This window comes from Sphaerisporangium sp. NPDC004334 (assembly GCF_053602655.1).
Genome location: NZ_JBSGDZ010000027.1, coordinates 100,700 through 119,263, shown reverse-complemented (window position 1 = coordinate 119,263; position 18,564 = coordinate 100,700). Strand labels below are relative to the sequence as shown.

General features: G+C 73.2%; 20 protein-coding genes. 5 read left to right on the top strand and 15 right to left on the bottom strand.

Annotation, left to right across the window (positions count from 1 at the left end; translation table 11 throughout):
• Positions 1 to 63: 63 nt before the first annotated feature.
• The 3 genes from ACWEN6_RS31015 to ACWEN6_RS31005 are packed head-to-tail and all read left to right on the top strand — an operon-like array spanning position 64 to position 3,171.
• Complete coding sequence (locus tag ACWEN6_RS31015) at positions 64 to 852, top strand: DinB family protein (RefSeq protein WP_452575193.1); 789 nt, start codon at positions 64 to 66, stop codon at positions 850 to 852.
• A complete protein-coding gene (locus tag ACWEN6_RS31010) occupies positions 852 to 2,165 on the top strand; it encodes an MFS transporter (protein WP_452575191.1) in 1,314 nt (437 codons plus the stop codon). Before ACWEN6_RS31015 ends, ACWEN6_RS31010 begins: the two co-directional genes overlap by 1 nt.
• 49 nt (positions 2,166 to 2,214) lie before the next feature.
• On the top strand, positions 2,215 to 3,171 hold the full coding sequence (locus ACWEN6_RS31005; RefSeq protein WP_452575189.1) for a GNAT family N-acetyltransferase: 957 nt from the start codon (positions 2,215 to 2,217) through the stop codon (positions 3,169 to 3,171).
• 100 nt (positions 3,172 to 3,271) lie between these two features.
• On the opposite strand, the gene ACWEN6_RS31000 is transcribed toward ACWEN6_RS31005, so the two are convergent.
• The 8 genes from ACWEN6_RS31000 to ACWEN6_RS30965 form a co-directional block, all read right to left on the bottom strand.
• Complete coding sequence (locus ACWEN6_RS31000; RefSeq protein WP_184981820.1) at positions 3,272 to 3,616, bottom strand: RNA polymerase-binding protein RbpA; 345 nt, start codon at positions 3,614 to 3,616, stop codon at positions 3,272 to 3,274.
• 179 nt (positions 3,617 to 3,795) lie between these two features.
• Entirely contained in the window at positions 3,796 to 5,145 is a 1,350-nt protein-coding gene (locus ACWEN6_RS30995; protein ID WP_452575187.1) for an MFS transporter, read from the bottom strand.
• Between the two features lie 164 nt (positions 5,146 to 5,309).
• Entirely contained in the window at positions 5,310 to 6,113 is an 804-nt protein-coding gene (locus ACWEN6_RS30990; protein WP_354853308.1) for a glycerophosphodiester phosphodiesterase, read from the bottom strand.
• 241 nt (positions 6,114 to 6,354) lie between these two features.
• On the bottom strand, positions 6,355 to 6,978 hold the full coding sequence (locus ACWEN6_RS30985) for an RNA methyltransferase (protein ID WP_452575185.1): 624 nt from the start codon (positions 6,976 to 6,978) through the stop codon (positions 6,355 to 6,357).
• A gap of 8 nt (positions 6,979 to 6,986) precedes the next feature.
• Entirely contained in the window at positions 6,987 to 7,625 is a 639-nt protein-coding gene (locus ACWEN6_RS30980; protein WP_452575183.1) for a class I SAM-dependent methyltransferase, read from the bottom strand.
• 159 nt (positions 7,626 to 7,784) lie between these two features.
• On the bottom strand, positions 7,785 to 8,732 hold the full coding sequence (locus ACWEN6_RS30975) for a VWA domain-containing protein (RefSeq protein WP_380828221.1): 948 nt from the start codon (positions 8,730 to 8,732) through the stop codon (positions 7,785 to 7,787).
• Entirely contained in the window at positions 8,729 to 9,709 is a 981-nt protein-coding gene (locus tag ACWEN6_RS30970; RefSeq protein ID WP_452575181.1) for a DUF58 domain-containing protein, read from the bottom strand. The genes ACWEN6_RS30975 and ACWEN6_RS30970 overlap by 4 nt, the downstream gene beginning before the upstream one ends.
• A 34-nt stretch (positions 9,710 to 9,743) precedes the next feature.
• On the bottom strand, positions 9,744 to 10,772 hold the full coding sequence (locus tag ACWEN6_RS30965) for an AAA family ATPase (RefSeq protein WP_452575179.1): 1,029 nt from the start codon (positions 10,770 to 10,772) through the stop codon (positions 9,744 to 9,746).
• A gap of 82 nt (positions 10,773 to 10,854) precedes the next feature.
• Here ACWEN6_RS30965 and ACWEN6_RS30960 point away from each other — a divergent pair, with 82 nt between their 5' ends.
• A complete protein-coding gene (locus ACWEN6_RS30960; RefSeq protein WP_452575177.1) occupies positions 10,855 to 11,598 on the top strand; it encodes a hypothetical protein in 744 nt (247 codons plus the stop codon).
• 6 nt (positions 11,599 to 11,604) lie between these two features.
• Here ACWEN6_RS30960 and ACWEN6_RS30955 read toward each other — a convergent pair whose 3' ends face one another.
• Both ACWEN6_RS30955 and ACWEN6_RS30950 read right to left on the bottom strand, forming a co-directional pair.
• Entirely contained in the window at positions 11,605 to 12,801 is a 1,197-nt protein-coding gene (locus tag ACWEN6_RS30955) for an MFS transporter (RefSeq protein WP_452575175.1), read from the bottom strand.
• Positions 12,798 to 13,550, bottom strand: coding sequence for a DeoR/GlpR family DNA-binding transcription regulator (locus ACWEN6_RS30950; protein WP_452575173.1), 753 nt, complete (start codon positions 13,548 to 13,550; stop codon positions 12,798 to 12,800). The genes ACWEN6_RS30955 and ACWEN6_RS30950 overlap by 4 nt, the downstream gene beginning before the upstream one ends.
• 54 nt (positions 13,551 to 13,604) lie before the next feature.
• Here ACWEN6_RS30950 and ACWEN6_RS30945 point away from each other — a divergent pair, with 54 nt between their 5' ends.
• Positions 13,605 to 14,627, top strand: coding sequence for a helix-turn-helix transcriptional regulator (locus tag ACWEN6_RS30945; protein WP_452575171.1), 1,023 nt, complete (start codon positions 13,605 to 13,607; stop codon positions 14,625 to 14,627).
• Here ACWEN6_RS30945 and ACWEN6_RS30940 read toward each other — a convergent pair.
• The 5 genes from ACWEN6_RS30940 to ACWEN6_RS30920 all read right to left on the bottom strand — a co-directional run bounded on the left by ACWEN6_RS30940 (position 14,605) and on the right by ACWEN6_RS30920 (position 18,353).
• On the bottom strand, positions 14,605 to 15,099 hold the full coding sequence (locus tag ACWEN6_RS30940) for a universal stress protein (protein WP_354853328.1): 495 nt from the start codon (positions 15,097 to 15,099) through the stop codon (positions 14,605 to 14,607). The two genes, ACWEN6_RS30945 and ACWEN6_RS30940, sit on opposite strands and share 23 nt — an antisense overlap.
• Positions 15,100 to 15,327: 228 nt before the next feature.
• Positions 15,328 to 15,783, bottom strand: a complete 456-nt coding sequence (gene soxR, locus ACWEN6_RS30935) for a redox-sensitive transcriptional activator SoxR (RefSeq protein WP_452575169.1) — start codon at positions 15,781 to 15,783, stop codon at positions 15,328 to 15,330.
• Positions 15,784 to 15,834: 51 nt separating this feature from the next.
• Positions 15,835 to 17,175, bottom strand: coding sequence for a M1 family metallopeptidase (locus ACWEN6_RS30930; protein WP_452575167.1), 1,341 nt, complete (start codon positions 17,173 to 17,175; stop codon positions 15,835 to 15,837).
• 205 nt (positions 17,176 to 17,380) lie between these two features.
• A complete protein-coding gene (locus ACWEN6_RS30925) occupies positions 17,381 to 17,761 on the bottom strand; it encodes an STAS domain-containing protein (protein WP_452575165.1) in 381 nt (126 codons plus the stop codon).
• A gap of 184 nt (positions 17,762 to 17,945) precedes the next feature.
• Positions 17,946 to 18,353: an ATP-binding protein gene (locus ACWEN6_RS30920; protein ID WP_354853338.1), complete on the bottom strand. Its 408-nt coding sequence runs from the start codon at positions 18,351 to 18,353 to the stop codon at positions 17,946 to 17,948.
• Positions 18,354 to 18,564 lie beyond the last annotated feature (211 nt).

Below are 18,564 nucleotides of genomic sequence, written 5' to 3'. Positions count from 1 at the left end.
CCGGGCGGTGACCCGCCCCCTGTTCATCTTCACCACCGACAAGGCACGGGAGTGATGGCCACCATGTCCGAGATCACCATGACCGGCACGCTGATGGGCGTGCGCAGGTCGCCGGGCAGCGGCACCACCGAGAAGATCGTCTACATCGACGTGGAGCAGCGGCCCGGCGGCGGCCCGGCCACGCCCAGCATGGTCAGCGTCCTTGAGCAGGACGGCAGGCGGGTCGCGGGATACGTCCCCTGGATCAACTACTACGACATCGACGAGGCCGCCCGGAAGGACCCCGAGGGGTGGTCCACCGTCGAGCCGGCCGAACACTACAGCGCCCTTGTCGAGTGGCGCCCCTACGGCATGCGCACCGGCGGCCGCGCCGCCTCCCTGGAGCTGGCCGGGCTGCTGGCCGACCTTTCCCAGACCCCCGCCAAGCTGCGCCGCACGGCCGGCATGGTCGGCCAGGACGCCGCCACCCGCCCCGGGCCGGGCGAGTGGACGATCACCGAGGTCGCGCTGCACGTCATCGCCGCCGACTCGATCATGGCGCCCCGCGTGCTCCAGGTGCTCACCCAGCCGGGCGTCACCCTGCCGGACATGGACGTGACCGAGGTGCAGCGGGTGCTGGCCCGGGCCAGGACGCCGCTCGAGGACCGCCTGGCCGCCTTCGAGTCCCGCCGCAAGGAGTGGATCGCCGCACTGGACCAGATCACCGCCGAGGAGCTGGAGTACTCCGGCGAGCACACCCGCGACGGCACGGTGACCGTCCTGGACATCTGCCGGGCCATGTCCCTGCACGAGCTGGAGCACAAGAAGCAGACCGAGTCGGTCGCCACCGCCCTCGGCTACACCCTCGGCTGATGGCCCGGCACGCCCGCGGCGGGCTGGGCAGGCCGTACCGGGTGTTCCTGGTGGCCCAGTCGGTCTCCACCCTCGGCTCGGCCGTGTCGTTGGTGCTGATCCCCCTGCTGGTGCTGCGGCTCACCGGGTCCCCGCTCGACCTGGGGATCACGATGGCCGTGGAGTTCCTGCCCTACCCGCTGTTCGGCCTGGTCATCGGCGCCTACGTGGACCGGCTCTCCCGCCGCACGGTCATGATCGCCGCTGACGCCGGGCGGACCGCGCTCATCGCCTCCATCCCCGTCCTGGCGCATCTGGGGGCGCTGGAGATCTGGTGGATCTACCTGACCGGGTTCGCCGCCTCGACGCTCACCATCGCCTTCAACGCCGCCGAGTTCGCGGTCATGCCGTCGCTGGTGCGCCCCGACCGGCTCGACACGGCCAACGCCCGGCTCTCGGCCGCCTCCTCGGCGGCAGGGGTCCTCGGCCCGGCGGTGGCCGGTGCCGGCCTGATGGTCATGCCGGCCGCCACCGCGCTGCTGCTGGACGCGGCGACGTTCGCCTTCTCGGCCTGCTGCCTGGCCGGGCTGCGCCGCTCGCTGCCCGAGCGGGTCGCGGGCGGCGGGCGCGAGCCGGTGCGCCGGGCCATCGCCGAGGGGGTCCGGTTCGTCTTCGGCCACCCCGTGCTGCGGGCCTGCGCGATCATGCTGGCGCTGACCAACCTCCTGGTGGGCGCCACGGCGGAGAAGCAGATCGTGACCCTGGCCAAGCAGCACTACCTGGCCGCCGACAGCGCCGTGAGCTGGCTGTTCGTGTCGGCGGGCGCGGGCACCGCGCTGTTCTCGCTGTTCAGCGACCGGCTGGGGCGGCGCCTCGGCCCCGGGCGGGCCATCCTGCTGCCGTTCTTCGGCGGCGCGGCGTGCATGTTCGGCATCGGCGTCGTGGAGTCCTACCCGGCGGTCGTGCTGCTGTGGGCGCTCGGCTCGGGACTCGGGATGTTCTTCGTGGTCAACCTGCGCACGCTGCGGCAGCGCCTGGCGCCGGCCGGGATGCTGGCCCGGGTGGTCACCGTCGGCCAGGTGCTGTCCTGGACGCCGGTGCCGCTCGGGGCGGTCCTCGGCGGGTGGGTGACCGCCCGGCTGGGGGCCGCGCCGGTGTTCGCCGGGCTCGGCGTCGTCCAGCTCGTCGTGGCCGTCGGGTTCCTGGCGAGCCCGCTGCGCCGCGCCGGCGCCCACCTGGCCGCCGCCCCCGGCCCGCCGGCGGCCGCGCAGGACCGGCCCGCCGCGGCCGGACGGGCCGGGACGGCCGCCGTGCCGGCGCGGTCCGGAACCTGACACCACCGGTCACGAGGCGCCGGCCCTGCTCGGCGCGGTTGGGGAGACGATGGAGATCACCGAGTTCCGCGGCATCAGGATCGGCCTGGTCGACGCGGCCGAGGCCCTCGAGGGCGGCTGGCGGGCCCACCGCGAGCGCCTGGACGTCGTACGGGTGCCCGACCCGCCCGTGGCCGAGTGGACGCGGCTGCGCCGGGCCGGGTTCCTGCCCAAGCCGTTCCTGATCACCTGGACGGCCGCCACGGGCGGAAGCGAGGAGGAGTTCCTGGCCCGCCTGTCCACCAAGGAGCGCCAGAACGTCAGGACGGCGCGGCGCCGTGCCGCCTCCGACGGGCTCACGGTGCGCGCCGAACCGGTGGACGAGCGCCTGCTCGCGGCGTTCCTGCCGCTGTACGCCGGGCGCGTCGCCGGCATGCGGCACGGCTGGGCCGTCGCCGCCGAGCAGCGCGATGCGCTCATGCGCGACGCGGGGGAGCACTTCGCGGTGTGCGCCTACGATGGCGGCGAGCTGGCCGGATGCTGCCTGGCCTGGCAGCGGCCGCACCTTTCCGCCGTCCACCTGCGCTTCTCGGCGGTCGGCCCGCGCCACCGGGAGTCCAGCCTGGCCAGAGTGCTCTACATGGCGGCCGCCCAGGTGGCCAGAGAGCGCGGCTACCCGACGCTCACCTTGGGGATGGACCCCAACATCTACGGCCATGTCGCCAAGCCGGGCCTGTTCGGCTTCAAGTGGCGTCTGGGCTTCACCGGCGTCCCGTCCCAGAGCGTCGACCCCGAAACCGGCGCCGACCAGGCCGACCTGCTGCTCCACCTGGGCCGGCTCAGCGACCCGTCCTTCTTCCTGGCCTACGCCGGACCCCGCCCCGGCCGCGAGCTGCGCCTTGAGGTGTTCAGCGGCGGCGGGGACCTCGACACCCGTCCCTTCGAGGCGCCGTTCCTGCGCGGCAGGGCCGTCCACCTCGTGCCGCGCGGCGCCGTCCGACGGCGCGAGGCCGCCGCGGCGCGGTGAGCGGATACACGACCGGTGAAGGCCGGATGAAAGGCCGGTGAGAACAACGATGCCCCCGGCGCCGCCCGCGGAGGGCGGCTCGGAGGCATCGGCCGGTAGGTCAGGCGCTCTTGCGCCGTTGTGCCCGAAGGATCGCCAGGCGCTCGTTCAGCACCTCTTCCAGGTCCTCGATCGTGCGGCGCTCCAGTAGCATGTCCCAGTGGGTGCGCGGCGGCTTGGCCTTCTTCTGCTGCGGCTGCTCGGCGTCCACCCGTAGGGCGGTGGCGCCGCAACTACGGCACTCCCAGGTCGCCGGGATCTCCGCCTCCGCGGCAAGGGGCACGTCGAAGCGATGGCCCTTCGGGCAGGTGTAAGGCACCTCCTGGCGCGGGGCCAGATCGGTGTTGCGGTCGTTCTCGTAGCTGGTGGCTCCGAGACGGGTACCGCGTAGTGCACGCTCGCCCATGTTTCAATGCCTCCTGAGGGCCCCATCGTGAGGGGTGGGTCTCCACGGCTTACAACGCTTGATACCGTGGATGGATTCCCACCCTGAGGGTGATCCAATCGCGCCATTTCGCGCGGTCCTCGATACCCGCCGATCTTCCCGCCCCCCGGCCGGGCGGCGCTCGCCCGGCCCCCGCGGGGTTACAGGTGGGAGGGCACCGCGTTCCCCGCCTCGCGCACGGCCCGGGGCAGGTTCACCGCCAGCAGCAACGCGAAACCGGCCACGAAGAACACCAGCAGCGACAGGATCGCCGAGCGGTAGCTGTCGGTCAGCTGCAGCGCCAGCGTGAGCGTGAACGACCCCAGGAACGCCGAGCCCTTGTCGCTGACCTCGAACAGGCTGAAGTACTCCGCCTCCTTGCCCGCCGGGATCACCAACGAGTACAGCGACCGCGACAGGGCCTGCGTGCCGCCGAGGACGATCGCGATGATCAGGGCGATGGCGTAGAACTGCACGGCCGCGCCCTTCTGCAGGAAGTACGACACCGCCACCACGCCGGTCCACACCACCAGGCTGACCAGCACCGTGCGCTTGGTGCCGAACCGCCCGGCGAGCCGGCCGAGCAGCAGCGCGCCGCCGAAGGCGAAGAACTGCACCGCCAGGATCGCGGTGATCTGCACGGTCTTGTTCAGCCCGAGCTCCTGGTCGGCGTAGGTCGCCGAGAACGAGATCACCGTCTGCACGCCGTCGTTGTAGATGAGGTAGGCCAGCAGGAACAGCAGGCTGCGCGGGTAGCGGCGCAGGTCGGCCAGCGTGCGGCCGAGCTGGCGGAAGCTGCCGGCCACGGCCTTGGCGGGCGTGGCGTCGCGGGTGCCCACCGGGCGGTTGCGCAGGCGCAGCAGCGGGATCACGGTGAACACCGCCCACCACACGCCGGCGGAGGCCAGGCTGATGCGCACGGCCAGCCCCTCCTCGATGCCGCTGCCCAGGTACAGCGCCAGGTTGATCGCCAGCAGCGCGAACCCGCCGAGGTAGCCGAACCCCCACCCGCGCGAGGAGACCGCGTCGCGCTCCTCGGCGCCCGCGATCTGCGGCAGGAAGGAGTTGTAGACGACCATGGCGGCGCCGAAGGAGGTGTTGGCGACGATGAACAGCACGCCGCCGAGCAGGTAGGCGTCTCCGGCGACGAAGTAGAACCCGAGGGTCGCGGCCGCGCCCAGGTAGGCGAACAGGCCGAGCAGCTCCCGTTTGCGGCCGGTGTGGTCGGCCAGCGCCCCGGCGATCGGCATGATCAGAATCTGCAGCACCACCGACGCCGTCACGACGGCCGAGAAGTACGCCTTGGCGCGCACGTCGAAGCCGAGGAAGCCGACCAGCCCCTCCTCTCCGCCGGCGGCCCGCTCGGCCAGGGAGGTCAGGTAGGGGCCGAGGAAGACCGTGATGACCGTCGTCTGGAAGCCGGAGTTGGCGAAGTCGTACCAGTACCAGCCCCGCTGCTCCCGCCTGCGCGACTCTGGGGGGTCTTCGGCGACGACGGAGGTGCTGCTCATGGGGGTCTCCTGACGGGTCACAGGGGGTGCGGGCGGCGCCGCGGCGGGCGCCGGGCCGCGAAGGGGACGGAGGAGCGGACTGCCGGCCGGCGCCCTTTGAGGGGGCGAGGGGCGGCGCGAGCGGAGGGCGGGCCGCCGCCCCAGGGAAGGGGCGGCGGGAAGCTTCAGGCGTGGGCGGCGGGACGTCTCGGGTGCCACTGGCCCCGGTCGCGCAGTACGTCGCGCAGCCCGGAGATGTTGTCGGTCATGATGCCGTCCACGCCGAGGTCGAGCAGCCGCTCCATGACCCGCGGGTCGTCCACCGTCCACACGTGCACCTGCATGCCGAGGGCGTGGGCCGTGCGGACCAGCGCCCGGGTGGTGACCCGCACGCCGCGGAACCCGACCGGCACCTGCGCGCACGGGACGCCCTCGCGGGCGAGGCCCCCGAGCAGCCGGCCGTATCCGGAGCCCATGGCGGCGGCTCGCAGCCGGGCCACCCCGCGCGGGCCGAGCGCCGAGCAGATCGGACGGCCGACCGCCATGCGGGCCCTGGCCAGGCGCATGTCGGAGAAGGAGGTCAGGCACACCCGGTCGTAGGAGGCGGTGCGGCGGATCGCCTCGGCCAGCGGGCCGATCGCCGGGGCCTCCTTGACGTCGATGTTGACCCGCACGTCCGGCCAGGTGCCGAGGACCTCCTCCAGCAGCGGGATCTGCTCGACGCCGCCGATGAGCGCCCGGCGCACCTCGCGGTAGGGCAGCTCGGCCACCCTGCCGTGGCGGTCGGTCACCCGGTCGAGGGTGTGGTCGTGGAAGGCCAGCAGCACCCCGTCGGCGGTCGCGTGGGCGTCGGTCTCCAGGTAGGAGTACCCCATCTCGACGGCCCGGGAGAAGGCGGCCATGGTGTTCTCCCGGCCTTCGGCGGCCCCGCCACGGTGGGCGAAGGCGAGCGGTCCGGGATGGTCCAGGAACGGGTAGCGGCGTTGCACGACGAGGAGTATCCCCTGTGTAAGGCTGTCACGTCAGCCTACCTGGATGAACATTCGGGTCACGAAGCCACTTCTCCCGGCGCGGAGAGGAGTCGATCACCCGATCGGGACGGGCCCGCGCGGGCCGCCGGGTGCTTGCGGCGGGCTCGCGCGGCGGCCGTCAGGTGCCGCCGACGGGTCTCCGCCATGGCCGGTCACGTGCCGGCGGCGGGCCGGCGGGAGGCGGGTCCGCGGGCGGCCGTCAGGTGCCGCCGGCGTCCTCGCCGTCGCCCTCGGTGCCGGAATCGGAATCGATGTCGCCGTCGGGCGCGGCGCCGGAGGCGTCGGCCGCGGCCCACTCCTGGCGGCGGGCCTCGGCCAGCACGATCGCGGCGGCGACGCCCACGTTGAACGAGCCGACCCGGCCGACCTGCGGGATGTAGATCACCTCGTCGGCGGCCTCCAGCACGGCGGGGGAGCAGCCGTGGTCCTCGCTGCCCAGCACCAGGCACACGTCGCGGCCGAGTCTCGCCCGGTGCAGCGGCACCGCGTCGCCGGTCAGCTCGACGGCGATCACCGTGTAGCCGTGGTCCTTGGCCTCGCGTACCGCCTCCAGCGCGGGGACGGGGTCGTGCCAGGTCACCAGCCGGTCGGTGCCGAGGGCGGTCTTCTGCACCTTGGGGTTGGTGGGCGGGATGGCGTTTCCGGCCAGCCAGAGCTGGTCGGCGCCGAACGCGGCGGCGGTGCGGAAGATCGAGCCGACGTTGAACGGGCCCGTCACCGACTCCAGGATCAGCGACAGCCGGTTCTCGGTGCCCCGGCGCCAGGAGCGGTTGAGCCGCTTGACGTCGGTCGGGCGCAGCTGCCTGCGGGTGCCTGTGCTCATCTGGGCGTTCATCGCTCCTCGTCGTCGCCTGGGGATGTGCGGCCGCCCCGGGCGACCCGCAGCACGCGGTAGGCCGACCGGGAGGCCGCGCGCGTCGCCTCCCAGCCCTGTTCGCCGAGCCACCGCTGCAGGGAGTCCGAGCCGAGGTGCTTCTGCACCACCAGGTAGGCCGTGCCGTCGGCGGTGAGCCGGTCGAGCCAGCGGGTGAGCATGGCGTGCAGCGCGGGCTTGCCGATGCGGATGGCCGGGTTCGACCAGATCGCCGAGAACCGCACGTGCCGCGGCACCTCGTCCACATGGGCCGCTCTTACTTTGTAAAGGCCCGCGCTCTGGGCGTTCCGCTCGCACAGCTCCAGCGCGCGCCGGTTGACGTCCACCGCCCACACCGTCGCCTCGGGCGCCCGGGAGGCCATGGTGAGGGCCACCGGCCCGTAGCCGCAGCCGAGGTCGAGCAGGTCGCCCTCCCGCGGCGGCGCGGGCACGCTCTCCAGCAGCACCCGGGTGCCCGGGTCGAGCCGGCCGGGCGAGAAGACGCCGCTGTCGGTGGCCAGGCGCAGGTGCAGGTCGGGCAGCACGACGTCGACCGTGCCCGGCCGGGCGGCCGCGCCAGGCCGCTCGTCGAAGTAATGTGCCCCCTTGGACGTCACGTGCAGAGACGTTACCAACCACACGGCGGTGCCCGTGCTACGGCGCTGCTCCGCCGTCCCCGCCTGGAGCGCCGATGGCGGGTCGTTCGCAGATCTTCCCGCTACGCGGGTCCGGCTACGCCCGTCACCTGGTCCCCGCTATGCCCGGCGCCGGCGCCGTCAGGGGAGGCGGGCGCCGAGGAGCATGGCGGCCCCGGCCACCAGCAGGCCGGCCAGGACGCCGGCCACGGTGAACCACTGGCCGACCTCCTGGTGCACGATGCGGTAGCCCAGCGAGCTGCCGATCTGGCTGTAGACCTCGCGCAGCTCGTCGCCCGACTCGGCGGTGTAGGCCCGCCCGCTGGTGCCGTCCGCCAGCGACTGCAGGGTGGTCTTGTTGACCGGCACCTGCACGTCGCGCCCGTCGATGCTCACCGTGCCGTCCGGCGTGCCGTAGGCGATGGTGGAGACCGGCACGTGCAGGCCCGACGCCGCCTGGATGGCCTCGTTGACCGAGCGGCCGGAGGTGTTGTCGCCGTCGGACAGCAGCACGATCGCCGAGGGCGGCGGGTCGGTCACCGCGCGCTGGTCGAACGAGCGCACCGAGTCCAGCGAGTTGAACACCGCCTCGCCGATCGCGGTGCCCGGACGGGTGGACAGGTTGCCGATGGCGGTGATCACCGCCAGGTGGTCGGTGGTCGGCGAGATGACCACCGCGGCCGAGCGGGCGAAGGAGACCAGGCCCACGTTGAACCGCTCGGGAAGGTCCTTGACGAACTGCTGGGCCGCCTGCTGGGCCGCGACCAGCCGGGTGGGGGAGACGTCGGCGGCCTCCATCGACAGCGAGATGTCCACCGCGATGATGATCGTCGCCCGGTCCCTGGGCACCCGCGTCGCGTCGGCCGGCCGGGCCGCGGCGGTGATCAGCAGGGCCATCATCAGCAGGAACAGCGCGGCGGGCACGTGGCGCCGCCACCCGGGCCGCTCGGGCGCGACCAGGCTGAGCAGCGCCAGGTTGGTGAAGCGCATCGCGTACCGGCGGCGGGCGAACTGGGTGTAGACGTAGGCCGCCACGATCAGCGCGAGCGCCGCGAACAGCCACAGCCATCCCGGAGACAGAAAGGTCACGCGCCCGCCCTCCTGGTGGGGTGCCGACCGGCCAGGTGGGCGGTGCGACGGTGCCTGAGGGTGTACTGGACGATGTCGTACACCCAGTCGCGGTCGGTGCGCAGCACCAGGTGGCCCACCCCGCACCGGCGCAGCGCCACCCGGTTGGCCGCCCGCTGCGCCGCCGCGGCCTCGGCGTAGGCGCGGCGGACCTTCGGGGTGAGGTGGATCTCCCGGGTGCGCCCGGTCTCGGGGTCGGTCAGGGCGACCAGGCCCACGTCGGGCAGCTCCAGCTCGCGCGGGTCGACCACCTCCACGGCCAGCACCTGGTGGCGGGCGGCCAGGCGGCGCATCGGCCGCTCCCAGTCGCGCTCGGTCGAAAGGTCGCCGTCCCTGCCGAGGTCCAGGAAGTCGGAGACGACCACCCGCAGGCCCCGCTTGCGCCGCGCCTTTCCCATCAGGTCGATGGCCTCGGCCAGGCGGGTGGGGCCGGAGACCGCGGCGCCGCGCGGGGCGTCGAGCAGCGTCTGCAGCAGCGCGTACATGGCCGGGCGGCCGGTGCGGGCTTGCAGGCGGTGCACCTGGTCGCCGTGGATCACATAGGCGCCGAACCGGTCGCCGATGCGGCTGGTGAGAAAGCCGATGGCGCCCACCGTGGCGACGACCAGGTCGCGCTTCTCCATCGCGGCGGTGCCGAAGTCCATGCTCGGGGACAGGTCGGCCAGCACCCACGTCTCCAGCTCGCGGTCGGCGACCAGGTCTCGGACGTGCGGGACGGTCGTGCGGGCGGTGACCGACCAGTCCATGCGGCGCACGTCGTCCTCGCCGGGTACGTACACCCGGCTGTCGCCGGGCTCGCTGCCCGGGCCCGGCAGCAGCCCCTGGTGCTGCCCGTGCAGCAGGCCGTCCAGGCGGCGGACCACGGTGAGCTCCAGGCGCCGCAGGGCGTGCTCGGGGCCGGCCGCCCGCCCGGTGGCGGGGGCGTGCGCGCCGCTCACTGGTGCACCATCCTGTCGTCGGCAGTTGCGAGACTCATCGCTGCGCCTGGTTCCACACGACGAGCGGAGGGGGCACGGCGGCCAGGATCTGGCGCACCACGTCCTCCGGCTCGACGCCGTCGGCCAGTGCGTCGAAGGTCAGCATCAGGCGGTGGCCCATGACGTCCACGGCGACGTCGCGCACGTCGTCGGGCAGCAGGTAGTCGCGTCCGCGCAGCAGCGCCAGCCCGCGCCCGGCCGCCACCAGGCCGAGCGTGGCCCGCGGGCTCACCCCGATCTCGACGGCCTCCTCCAGCTCGCGCAGCCCGTACTCGGCGGGGGAGCGGGTGGCCATGACCAGGCGGACGACGTAGTCGGCGACGAGCTGGTGCACCGACACCTGGTCGGCGAGCTTCTGCAGCGCCATCAGCCGCGCCGGGTCCAGCACCTGGGAGGGCAGCGGCGGGGAGACGCTCATGCGGTGCAGGATCTCCAGCTCCTCGCCGGCGGTCGGGTGGGCGACGCTGACCTTGAACAGGAACCGGTCGCGCTGCACCTCCGGCAGCGGGTAGACCCCTTCGGACTCGATGGGGTTCTGGGTGGCCAGCACGATGAACGGCCGCGGCAGCGGATGGGTGCGCCCCGCGAGGGTGACCTGCCGCTCGGCCATGACCTCCAGCAGCGCCGACTGCACCTTGGCCGGGGCCCGGTTGACCTCGTCGGCGAGCAGGAAGTTGACGAACACCGGGCCGAGCTCGACGTCGAAGCTCTCACTGGAGGGGTGGTACACCCGGGTGCCGACGATGTCGCTGGGCACCAGGTCGGGAGTGAACTGGATGCGGGCGAAGGTGCCGCCCACCACGGTCGCCAGGGTGGAGGCGGCCAGCGTCTTGGCCACGCCGGGCACGCCCTCCAGCAGGCAGTGACCGCGTGCCAGCAACGCCACCAGCAGCCGTTCGATCATGTGGTCCTGGCCGACGATCACCCGGCGGACCTCGGCGAGGGACTGCTGTAGGAGACGGAGGTCCGCGTCGGCGCCGTCGTCCGGCCCGGACCCGTCACTGCGCTCTTCGGCAACGGTCATGCGGCCATTCCATCAAACACGGCGCAAAGGTGCACGGCACCGTCGCGGTGAGCCGGGTGTCGTGGTGTGCTTTCATGGCTGCGTGGCCACTCCGCTCCAGTACGGTGACCCGCCCAGGCTGGGTCCCTACGTCGTGCAGGCGCGGCTGCAGTCGCTCGCCACCGGGTTCGTGTACCTGGCGCAGGACGCCGAGGGGCGCGCGGTGTCCATCGCGCTGCTGACCCGCGGCGCCGCGCTGGACGCGGCGGCCCGCGAGCGGTTCCTGGCGGCGGCCCGCCAGGCGGCGCCCGCGCGCGGCGGCGTGCGCGGGTGGATGGCGCGGGCCCGCGGCCGCGGGCCGGCCGGCGCGCCGCAGATCATCGCCATGGACGACGGCGCGGCGCCCTGGGTGGCGGTGCCGTACGCGTCCGGCGGGGTCGGCGCGGCGTGGTTCCTGCGGTCGGTGCTGGTCAGCGGCACGCTGATCGGGGAGACCCACGGGCCCGACTTCGTCCCCTACTGGCTCGGCGACCGCGCCCCGGCGGTCCCGGAGCCGCCGCCGCCCGCGCCGCCCCTGACCGAGACCCGCCGCGCGGTGCTGGCCGCGCTGTCGGCCCTGGTGGTGCTGGTGGTGCTGACCGGGGCGATCGCGTGGCTGCTGCTGGGCCGCGACGACGACACCGCGCCGCCGTCCCGGCCGCTGCCGCCGACGATGTTCGTGCCGACGCCGCCGCCGCTGCCCTCGCCCAACGACACCCTCAAGCCGTCACCGGTTCCCTCTCCGGGGGACAGCGGCACCGTCTCACCCGGCCCGAGCCTGCCCGGCGACGAGGGCGACCCCATCTGAGGGTCGTCAGTGACGAGGAGGACGGACGGCGGGGGCGGCCAGGGCGACGAAGAGGGCGAGCAGGGCGGGGATGGCCAGGGCGCGCGGCAGGTCCAGCAGTTCGGCGGCGGCGCCGATCAGTACCGGCCCGGTCAGGAAGCCCAGGTATCCAAGGCTCGCCACCCGGGCGAGCGCCTGCCCGGCGCGGGCCGGGTCGCGGTTGCCGGCCGCGGAGAACACCTGCGGGACGATGCACGACAGACCGGCGCCGAAGCAGCCGAACCCGATCACCCCGGCCAGCGGGTCGCCGATCAGCAGCGCCGAGGCCAGGCCGACGCCGGCCAGCGTCCCGCAGCAGCGGACGAGCGCCACCGGGCCGAAGCGGGCCGCGAGGCGGTCGCCGGTCAGGCGGCCGGCGGTCATCGCGATCGAGAAGGCGGCGTAGGCGGCGGCGGCGAAGCCGGGTGAGCTGCCGAGGTGCTCGCGCAGGTAGACCGAGCCCCAGTCGGCCGAGGCGCCTTCGCCGACCATGCAGCAGAACCCGAGCAGGCCGAGCAGCAGCACCCCGCCGAGCCGTCCCCCGAGCCCGCGCCCGCGTCCGGGGAGCGGCTCGGGCGCGGCGTCCGGCGTCCGGTCCCGTCCGCCGCGTGTTCCGCCGGCCAGGCGGCGCGCGGTCAGGGCGGCGAGCACGGCGAGCAGGACGCCGACGGCGGCGAAGGCGGGCAGGGGGCCGACGCCCGCGTGCGCCGACAGCCCGCCGAGCGCGGCGCCGAGGAAGCCCCCGATGCTGAACACGGCGTGGAAGGACGACATCAGCGGCCCTCCCCAGGCCCGCTCCACCTCGACGGCGCGCGCGTTCATCGCCACGTCGAGCATGCCGTGGACGGCGCCGAACACGGCCAGCGAGGCGGCGAGCGAGACCAGGGAAGGCATGAGGGCGGGCAGAGGGAGGACGGCGGCCTGGGCGAAGGCCAGCGGCACGGTGACCCGGGCGCTGCCCAGCCGGTCGACCAGCCGCCCGACGAGCTGCATCCCGGCGAGCGCGCCCGCCGCGATGGCGAGCAGGGCGACGCTGAGCTGCCCGTCGCCGAGCGCCAGCGCCTCCTTGAGCGCGGGGATGCGGGAGGTCCACACGCCGATGGCCATCCCGGGGATCAGGAACGCGAGGCACACCGCGAGGCGGGCGCCGCGCAGGCCGGCGTCGCGGTGGAGCGTGAGCGTCATGCGGCGACGCGCACGGTGACGCCGGCGGCGGTGAACGCCTCCCGCTGGTCGCGGGGGATGCCCTCGTCGGTGACCAGCACGTCGACCGCGGCGGGCGGGCAGACGGCGGCGAAGGCCGTCTGGCGGAACTTCGCCGAGTCGGCGGCGACGACCACCCGGCGGGCGGAGGCGATGGCGGCCTGCTTGACCGCGACGTCGTCCAGCGCGTGCGCGGTGACCCCGTGCTCGGCAGACAGTCCGCAGCAGCCGATGACGGCGGTGTCGAAGCGCAGGGAGGCGATGGTGTTCACGGTCAGGGGGCCGCCGATGTTGAGCTCGCCGTGACGCACCTCGCCGCCGGGCAGGACCAGCCGTACGCGGGGGGCGTCGCTGAGAGCCTGGATGCCCTGCACCGACAGCGGGAGGACGGTGAGCCGGCGGTCGCGGATCTCCCTGGCGACCGCCAGAGCGGTGGTGCCGCCGTCCAGCACGACCGCCTCTCCGTCGGCGAGCAGGCCGGCGACCTCGGCGGCGATGCGGAGCTTGGCCTCCGGCGCCTCGTGCTCGCGCACGCCGAACGGCGGCTCCTCGCCGCGCAGCAGCAGGCTCTGGGCCCCGCCGCGCACCCGGCGGACCACGCCCTGCTGGGCGAGCTCGTCCAGGTCGCGGCGGATGGTCATCTCCGAGACGCCGTGCCGGGCCGCGAGCTCGGCGACCGACACGCTGTCCGCGGTCATCAGGGCGTCCATGATCGCCCGCAATCGATCCATGTGTTCATATGAACATCTTTGGTGTTTGTTTGGCAAATCGTGGAGACTGGGGGCGTGCGCGCGAGCCGGTTGATCTCCCTACTGCTGGTCCTGCAGGCGCGCGGCCGGATGACGGCCGCCGAGCTGTCGGAGGAGCTCGAGGTGTCCGTGCGCACCGTCTACCGCGACGTGGAGGCGTTGTCGTCCGCCGGCGTCCCCGTCTACGCCGATCGGGGCCCGGCGGGCGGCTACCGGTTGCTGGACGGCTATCGCACCCGGCTCAACGGCCTGACCGCCGAGGAGGCGTCCTCGCTGTTCCTTGCCGGGCTGCCCGGCCCGGCCGCCGAGCTCGGCCTGGCCGAGGTGGCCGCCGCCGCCGAGCTCAAGCTGCTGGCCGCCCTGCCGCCCGAGCCGCGTTCCCAGGCCTCACGCATGCGCGAGCGGTTCCTGCTGGACGTCCCCGGCTGGTACCGCGACGCCGACGACGCCCCCCACCTGGGGCAGGTCGCCGACGCGGTGTGGGAGGGGCGCAGGCTGCGCATGGTCTACCGCCGCTGGGGGCCCGCCGAGGTGGTGCGGGAGGTCCGCCCGTACGGTCTGGTCCTCAAGGGTGGATCCTGGTACATGGTCGCGGCGCCGGAGGAGTCGGCCGCGCGCACCTACCGCGTCTCGCGCATCGTGTCGCTGGAGGTGCTGCCCGAGCGCTTCGCCCGCCCGGAGGGCTTCGACCTCGGGGAGTTCTGGCAGACCTACACGGCCGAGTTCCGTGAGCGCATGTACACCGCCGAGGCCACCGTGCGGCTGGCGCCGGGGATGGAGGGGCTGCTGAGCCACACCCTCGGCGCGCGCCCGGTCGACGCCGCGCTGGCCGAGGCCGGGCCGCCGGGCGAGGATGGCTGGACGGTGCTGCGGCTGCCGGTCGAGTCGGTGAGGCACGCCTGCTGGCAGCTGCTGCGCCTGGGCGCGAACCTGGAGGTCCTCGGGCCGCCGGAGCTGCGCGAGATGATGGCCGACACCGTGACGCGCCTGGCCGCCATGTACGGCGACACGGCGGGCCGCGACGACCCCGGCGGGGTCATCCGGTCGGCGCCACGCTGAGGGTGACCTCGTAGGAGGGGAAGGCCGGCCGGGGGACGGACTTGGGCGAGACGACCACCACCGGGCAGGGGGCGCTCATGATCAGCGCCGCGAGCACGGGTGTCGCGGCGACCGGCGTGCCGGGCTCGGGGTTGCGGATGCCCAGCACCAGCATCTCGGCGCCCTCGCAGTGCGTGAGCAGCACCTGCGCGGGCGGCCCGTGCGCCACGATGGGCGTGAGGGAGGGCGCGACCTGGGCGACGACACGGCGGGTCTGCTCCCTGGCAGCGGCGTACTCCTCGTCGTGGGAGCGCCAGGTGCCCATGGGCGCGTACGACGCGCGGTGCTGCCCCGACCACTGCCAGGCGTGCACCGGCTGGATCATCGCGTCCCGGAGCCGGGCCTCGCCGAGCGCCCAGCGCAGGGCGGCCGTCGCCGCGGGGGAGTGGCTCACGCCCACGACGATGCGTGGTCGACTCGTGTTGTGCGTCACGGGGACCTCCTCCCCATCGATCATCGCGTGAGACAGGTGACGAGCCGCCAAAGCTCGGGAAAAATGCTCACTAAATGTCACAATACACACACAATTCATCACTCTGGGTGTGGCATTGCTCACCCCCTCCACGGCGGCCGCCGATCGGCGGCGCCGACGCACGGTGATCTCGAACCGGTCGTAGTGGCCGACTTGATCTACTTTGTAAAGGCGTCAGCTCTGGACACCTCACATCTTCATCAAGCGATGCGCGCCAGGACCCCGCTCGCCGAGAGCGTCCTGCGGATTGGCCAGGGCGCAGATGTCGATGGACAGGCAGCCGCAGCCGATGCAGTCGGCGAGGCGGTCGCGCAGTCGCTCCAGTTGCTCGATGCGCGCGTTGAGGTCCTCGCGCCAGCACTGGGACACCCGGGCCCAGTCGGCGCGCGTGGGCGTGCGCCCCTCGGGCAGCAGCGCGAGCACGTCCCTGATCGTGGCCAGCGGGATGCCGACGCGCTGGGACGCCCGGATGAAGGCCACCCGGCGCAGGGTGTCGCGGGTGTAGCGCCGCTGGTTGCCGGCCGTCCGCCGGCTGTGGATCAGGCCCTGACGCTCGTAGAACCGCAGGGCCGAGGCGGGCACGCCGCTGCGCTCGGACAGTTCGCCGACCGTCAGTTGCGCGGCCCGCCAGGAGACTCGTGTCATGCCGCCAAGGCTAGCCGGACCTGAACAATTGTTCAGGTCCGGCCGGGGCGGTCAGCCGTCGATGCGGTGCGCGGTCCAGAAGGAGGACAGGTTCACCGAGGTCGCGGCCTGGGCGGCGACCTTGAAGTCGGCGGTGGTGGAGACGCCGAGCCAGTGGGAGGCGGCGTAGTCCTTCAGCAGGTTCTGCATCGCGGTCGTGCCGATGGCGCGGCGCAGGTCGTGCAGCGCGCACTTGCCGTAGCCGTAGACGACCGTGCCGTACCGGCCGGAATGGGCGTCCCAGTAGGCCATCGAATTGCTGATCTTCTCGGCGGAGGACTGCCAGGAGACGCTGTTCCAGCAGTTGGTGCCCGAGATGCCGTTGTACAGGTCGGTCGCGTAGTCGGCGAAGGACTCGTCCAGCCACGGGCTGTTGTACTCGTCGTCGCCGACGATGCCGTACCACCACTGGTGGGCCAGCTCATGCGCCAGCGCCGTGGAGCTGATCACGTCCAGGACGAAGCCGGGATACTCCATGCCGCCGAACCAGAAGTTGTTGTCCAGCACCGCGTCGACCTCGCCGTAGGGGAAGGCGCCGAAACGCCCCGCGTGCGCCACCAGCGCGTTCTTGGCGGTCGTCATCATGGACGCGGCGCTGCTGGAGCTGATCGAGCTCACCCGGTAGACGTTCACCGTGACGCCGGTGGTGGTCGTGCTCGTCGTCTTGACGAACGGCCCCGCCGCCCAGGCGAACTCGCGCACCTTGCTCGCCGTGGCCGTGGTCACCGTCCGGCCGGAGGCGCCGGGCGTGTCCACCGAAGTGCCGGTGGCGGGCACCAGCAGCGAGGTCGGATGGTCGAGGGTGACGGTGTAGTCGCTGACCAGCTGGTAGAACGCCTCGCCGTTGTTGGTGTAGGGGTCCAGGTGCCAGCCGTTGCCGTCCCGGACGGCCAGCACCGGCAGGGCGTTGCCGATGAAGTTGTAGGACCCGTCACGGCCGAACCGGTCGGCGCCGCTCGGCACCACGATGCTCAGGTCGAATCCGATCGAGGTGCTCTGGCCCTGGTTCAGCGGTGACGGCAGCGTGATCTTCAGAGCGGTGCAGTTCACCGACAGCGGCGCGGGCGTGCCCCCCGTCACGTTGGTGACCGTGATCGGGGTGGAGGGGCAGCTGCCGTGGTAGTTGTCCCAAAGCCGCAGGTAGACCTCGGTGAGCGGGTCGGCGGACGGGTTGCCGAAGCTGACGCTCTGATGGCCGGTCCAGGTGCCGCCCGAGGCGTTACTGGCCAGCGTGACCGTGTAGACGGCGGTGGCGGGCGTGCGGGTCGCGTCCGCCGCCAGCGCGGCCGGCGGGACGCCGCCGAGCAGCAGCAGTGCCGCCGCAGCGGCGGAGAAGAGCATTCGTCGGAGCATGAGGACGGTTCTCCCTTCCGAACACCGGAAACCCCCGCCCCGCCGACGTAACGTAACTTCTCTCCCGGGGCCGGTCAACGATCCCCTTACTCCCGGCATGGAGGACATGCAGGCCGGCGCCGCTCGGCGGCGGCGCCGGTGCGGGCGCGCGGTCATGGCCCCGGTCAAGATGCCCGGCCGGGAGAGGGCGGTGCGGGTGCCCCGGTCAGGACGCGGACAGGGCGGCGCGGGCCTCGTCGGCGGTGGGGTAGGTCGAGAAGGCGTCGGCCACCCCGGTCAGGCGGAAGGTGCGCTGGACGCGCGCGTTCAGGCCGGCGAGCGCGACGCTCCCCTCGCGGGCGGCCAGCGCGCGGCGGGCGCCCAGGAACACGCTGATGCCGGTGGAGTCGCAGAAGGCCAGGCCGGTGACGTCGATGATCAGGTGCCGGCACTGGTCGGCGTAGGCCTTGTCGAGCACCTTCTGCAGGTGCGGGACGCTGCCGTGGTCCAGTTCCCCCGTCAGGACCAGCGTGCGCACCGGGGAGGACTGGCCGTCGGCGGAGCCGCCTTCGACCTGCACGGTGAAGTTCATGGGCGACCTATTCACGGAGCGAGCATTGGATCGGCGGGGACGGCGGACAGGGCCGCGGGCGGGTGACCGGGTGCGCGCACCGGGACCGGCCCGCATGGCGACTAGCTGATGCTCCACATCGGTGACGATATGCGAAGCGGCCACGCCTGCCCACAGATAGAGCCATGCTTGATCGGTAAGTGAGGGGACCCGGTCGGGGTCAGGCCTTCGGCAGGCCGTTGATCTCCTGGCGCAGCAGCACCGCCGACCCCTGGGCGTCCCTGGTGATGCGCACCTCGTCGCACAGCTGTTGCATGAGCCAAAGGCCCCGGCCGCGCAGCGTGGTCACCCCGGGGTCGCCGGCGGTGGCGTGTGCGGGCACGAGCTGCCCGAGACGGTCGTGCACCTCGACGGTGACCGAGCGCTCGTCGTGCCAGGCCTGGACGTGCCCCTCGCCGTGGGCGTGGTCGAGCACGTTGGCGGCGGCCTCGTTCACCGCCAGCACCAGGTCTTGCAGGCGCACGCCGGAAAGACCCGCCAGAGCGGCGTACCCGCGCACCTGCCCCCGCAAGGTGCTGAGATCATCGGTGATCGGCCACTGCGCGGACGCATGCCCCCTGCGATCCACCGGCACCCTCCTGCCACGCCGCCAGTCGTCCACCTGTCAGAACTCCGCCACGGGCTTGACCATAACGCCTGGACGTCCTGGGTCACGCACCGGCCACTCTCCCACCCCCGGCGGTGCGGCGTCCGCACAACCGTACGGTGAGGACGAATCGGCGCGCCGCATCCCGGTACCGGAGATTTCACCTGTTACCCCGTGAGCCTGGCGATAACAG

Bases quoted from the DNA above. Each gene is read 5' to 3' on its own strand.
- ACWEN6_RS31015 (WP_452575193.1), top strand. From the start codon at position 64: ATGTCCGAGATCACCATGACCGGCACGCTGATGGGCGTGCGCAGGTCG.
- ACWEN6_RS31010 (WP_452575191.1), top strand. From the start codon at position 852: ATGGCCCGGCACGCCCGCGGCGGGCTGGGCAGGCCGTACCGGGTGTTC.
- ACWEN6_RS31005 (WP_452575189.1), top strand. From the start codon at position 2,215: ATGGAGATCACCGAGTTCCGCGGCATCAGGATCGGCCTGGTCGACGCG.
- ACWEN6_RS31000 (WP_184981820.1), bottom strand. From the start codon at position 3,616: ATGGGCGAGCGTGCACTACGCGGTACCCGTCTCGGAGCCACCAGCTAC.
- ACWEN6_RS30995 (WP_452575187.1), bottom strand. From the start codon at position 5,145: ATGAGCAGCACCTCCGTCGTCGCCGAAGACCCCCCAGAGTCGCGCAGG.
- ACWEN6_RS30985 (WP_452575185.1), bottom strand. From the start codon at position 6,978: ATGAGCACAGGCACCCGCAGGCAGCTGCGCCCGACCGACGTCAAGCGG.
- ACWEN6_RS30965 (WP_452575179.1), bottom strand. From the start codon at position 10,772: ATGACCGTTGCCGAAGAGCGCAGTGACGGGTCCGGGCCGGACGACGGC.
- ACWEN6_RS30955 (WP_452575175.1), bottom strand. From the start codon at position 12,801: ATGACGCTCACGCTCCACCGCGACGCCGGCCTGCGCGGCGCCCGCCTC.
- ACWEN6_RS30950 (WP_452575173.1), bottom strand. From the start codon at position 13,550: ATGGATCGATTGCGGGCGATCATGGACGCCCTGATGACCGCGGACAGC.
- soxR (WP_452575169.1), bottom strand. From the start codon at position 15,783: ATGACACGAGTCTCCTGGCGGGCCGCGCAACTGACGGTCGGCGAACTG.
- ACWEN6_RS30930 (WP_452575167.1), bottom strand. From the start codon at position 17,175: ATGCTCCGACGAATGCTCTTCTCCGCCGCTGCGGCGGCACTGCTGCTG.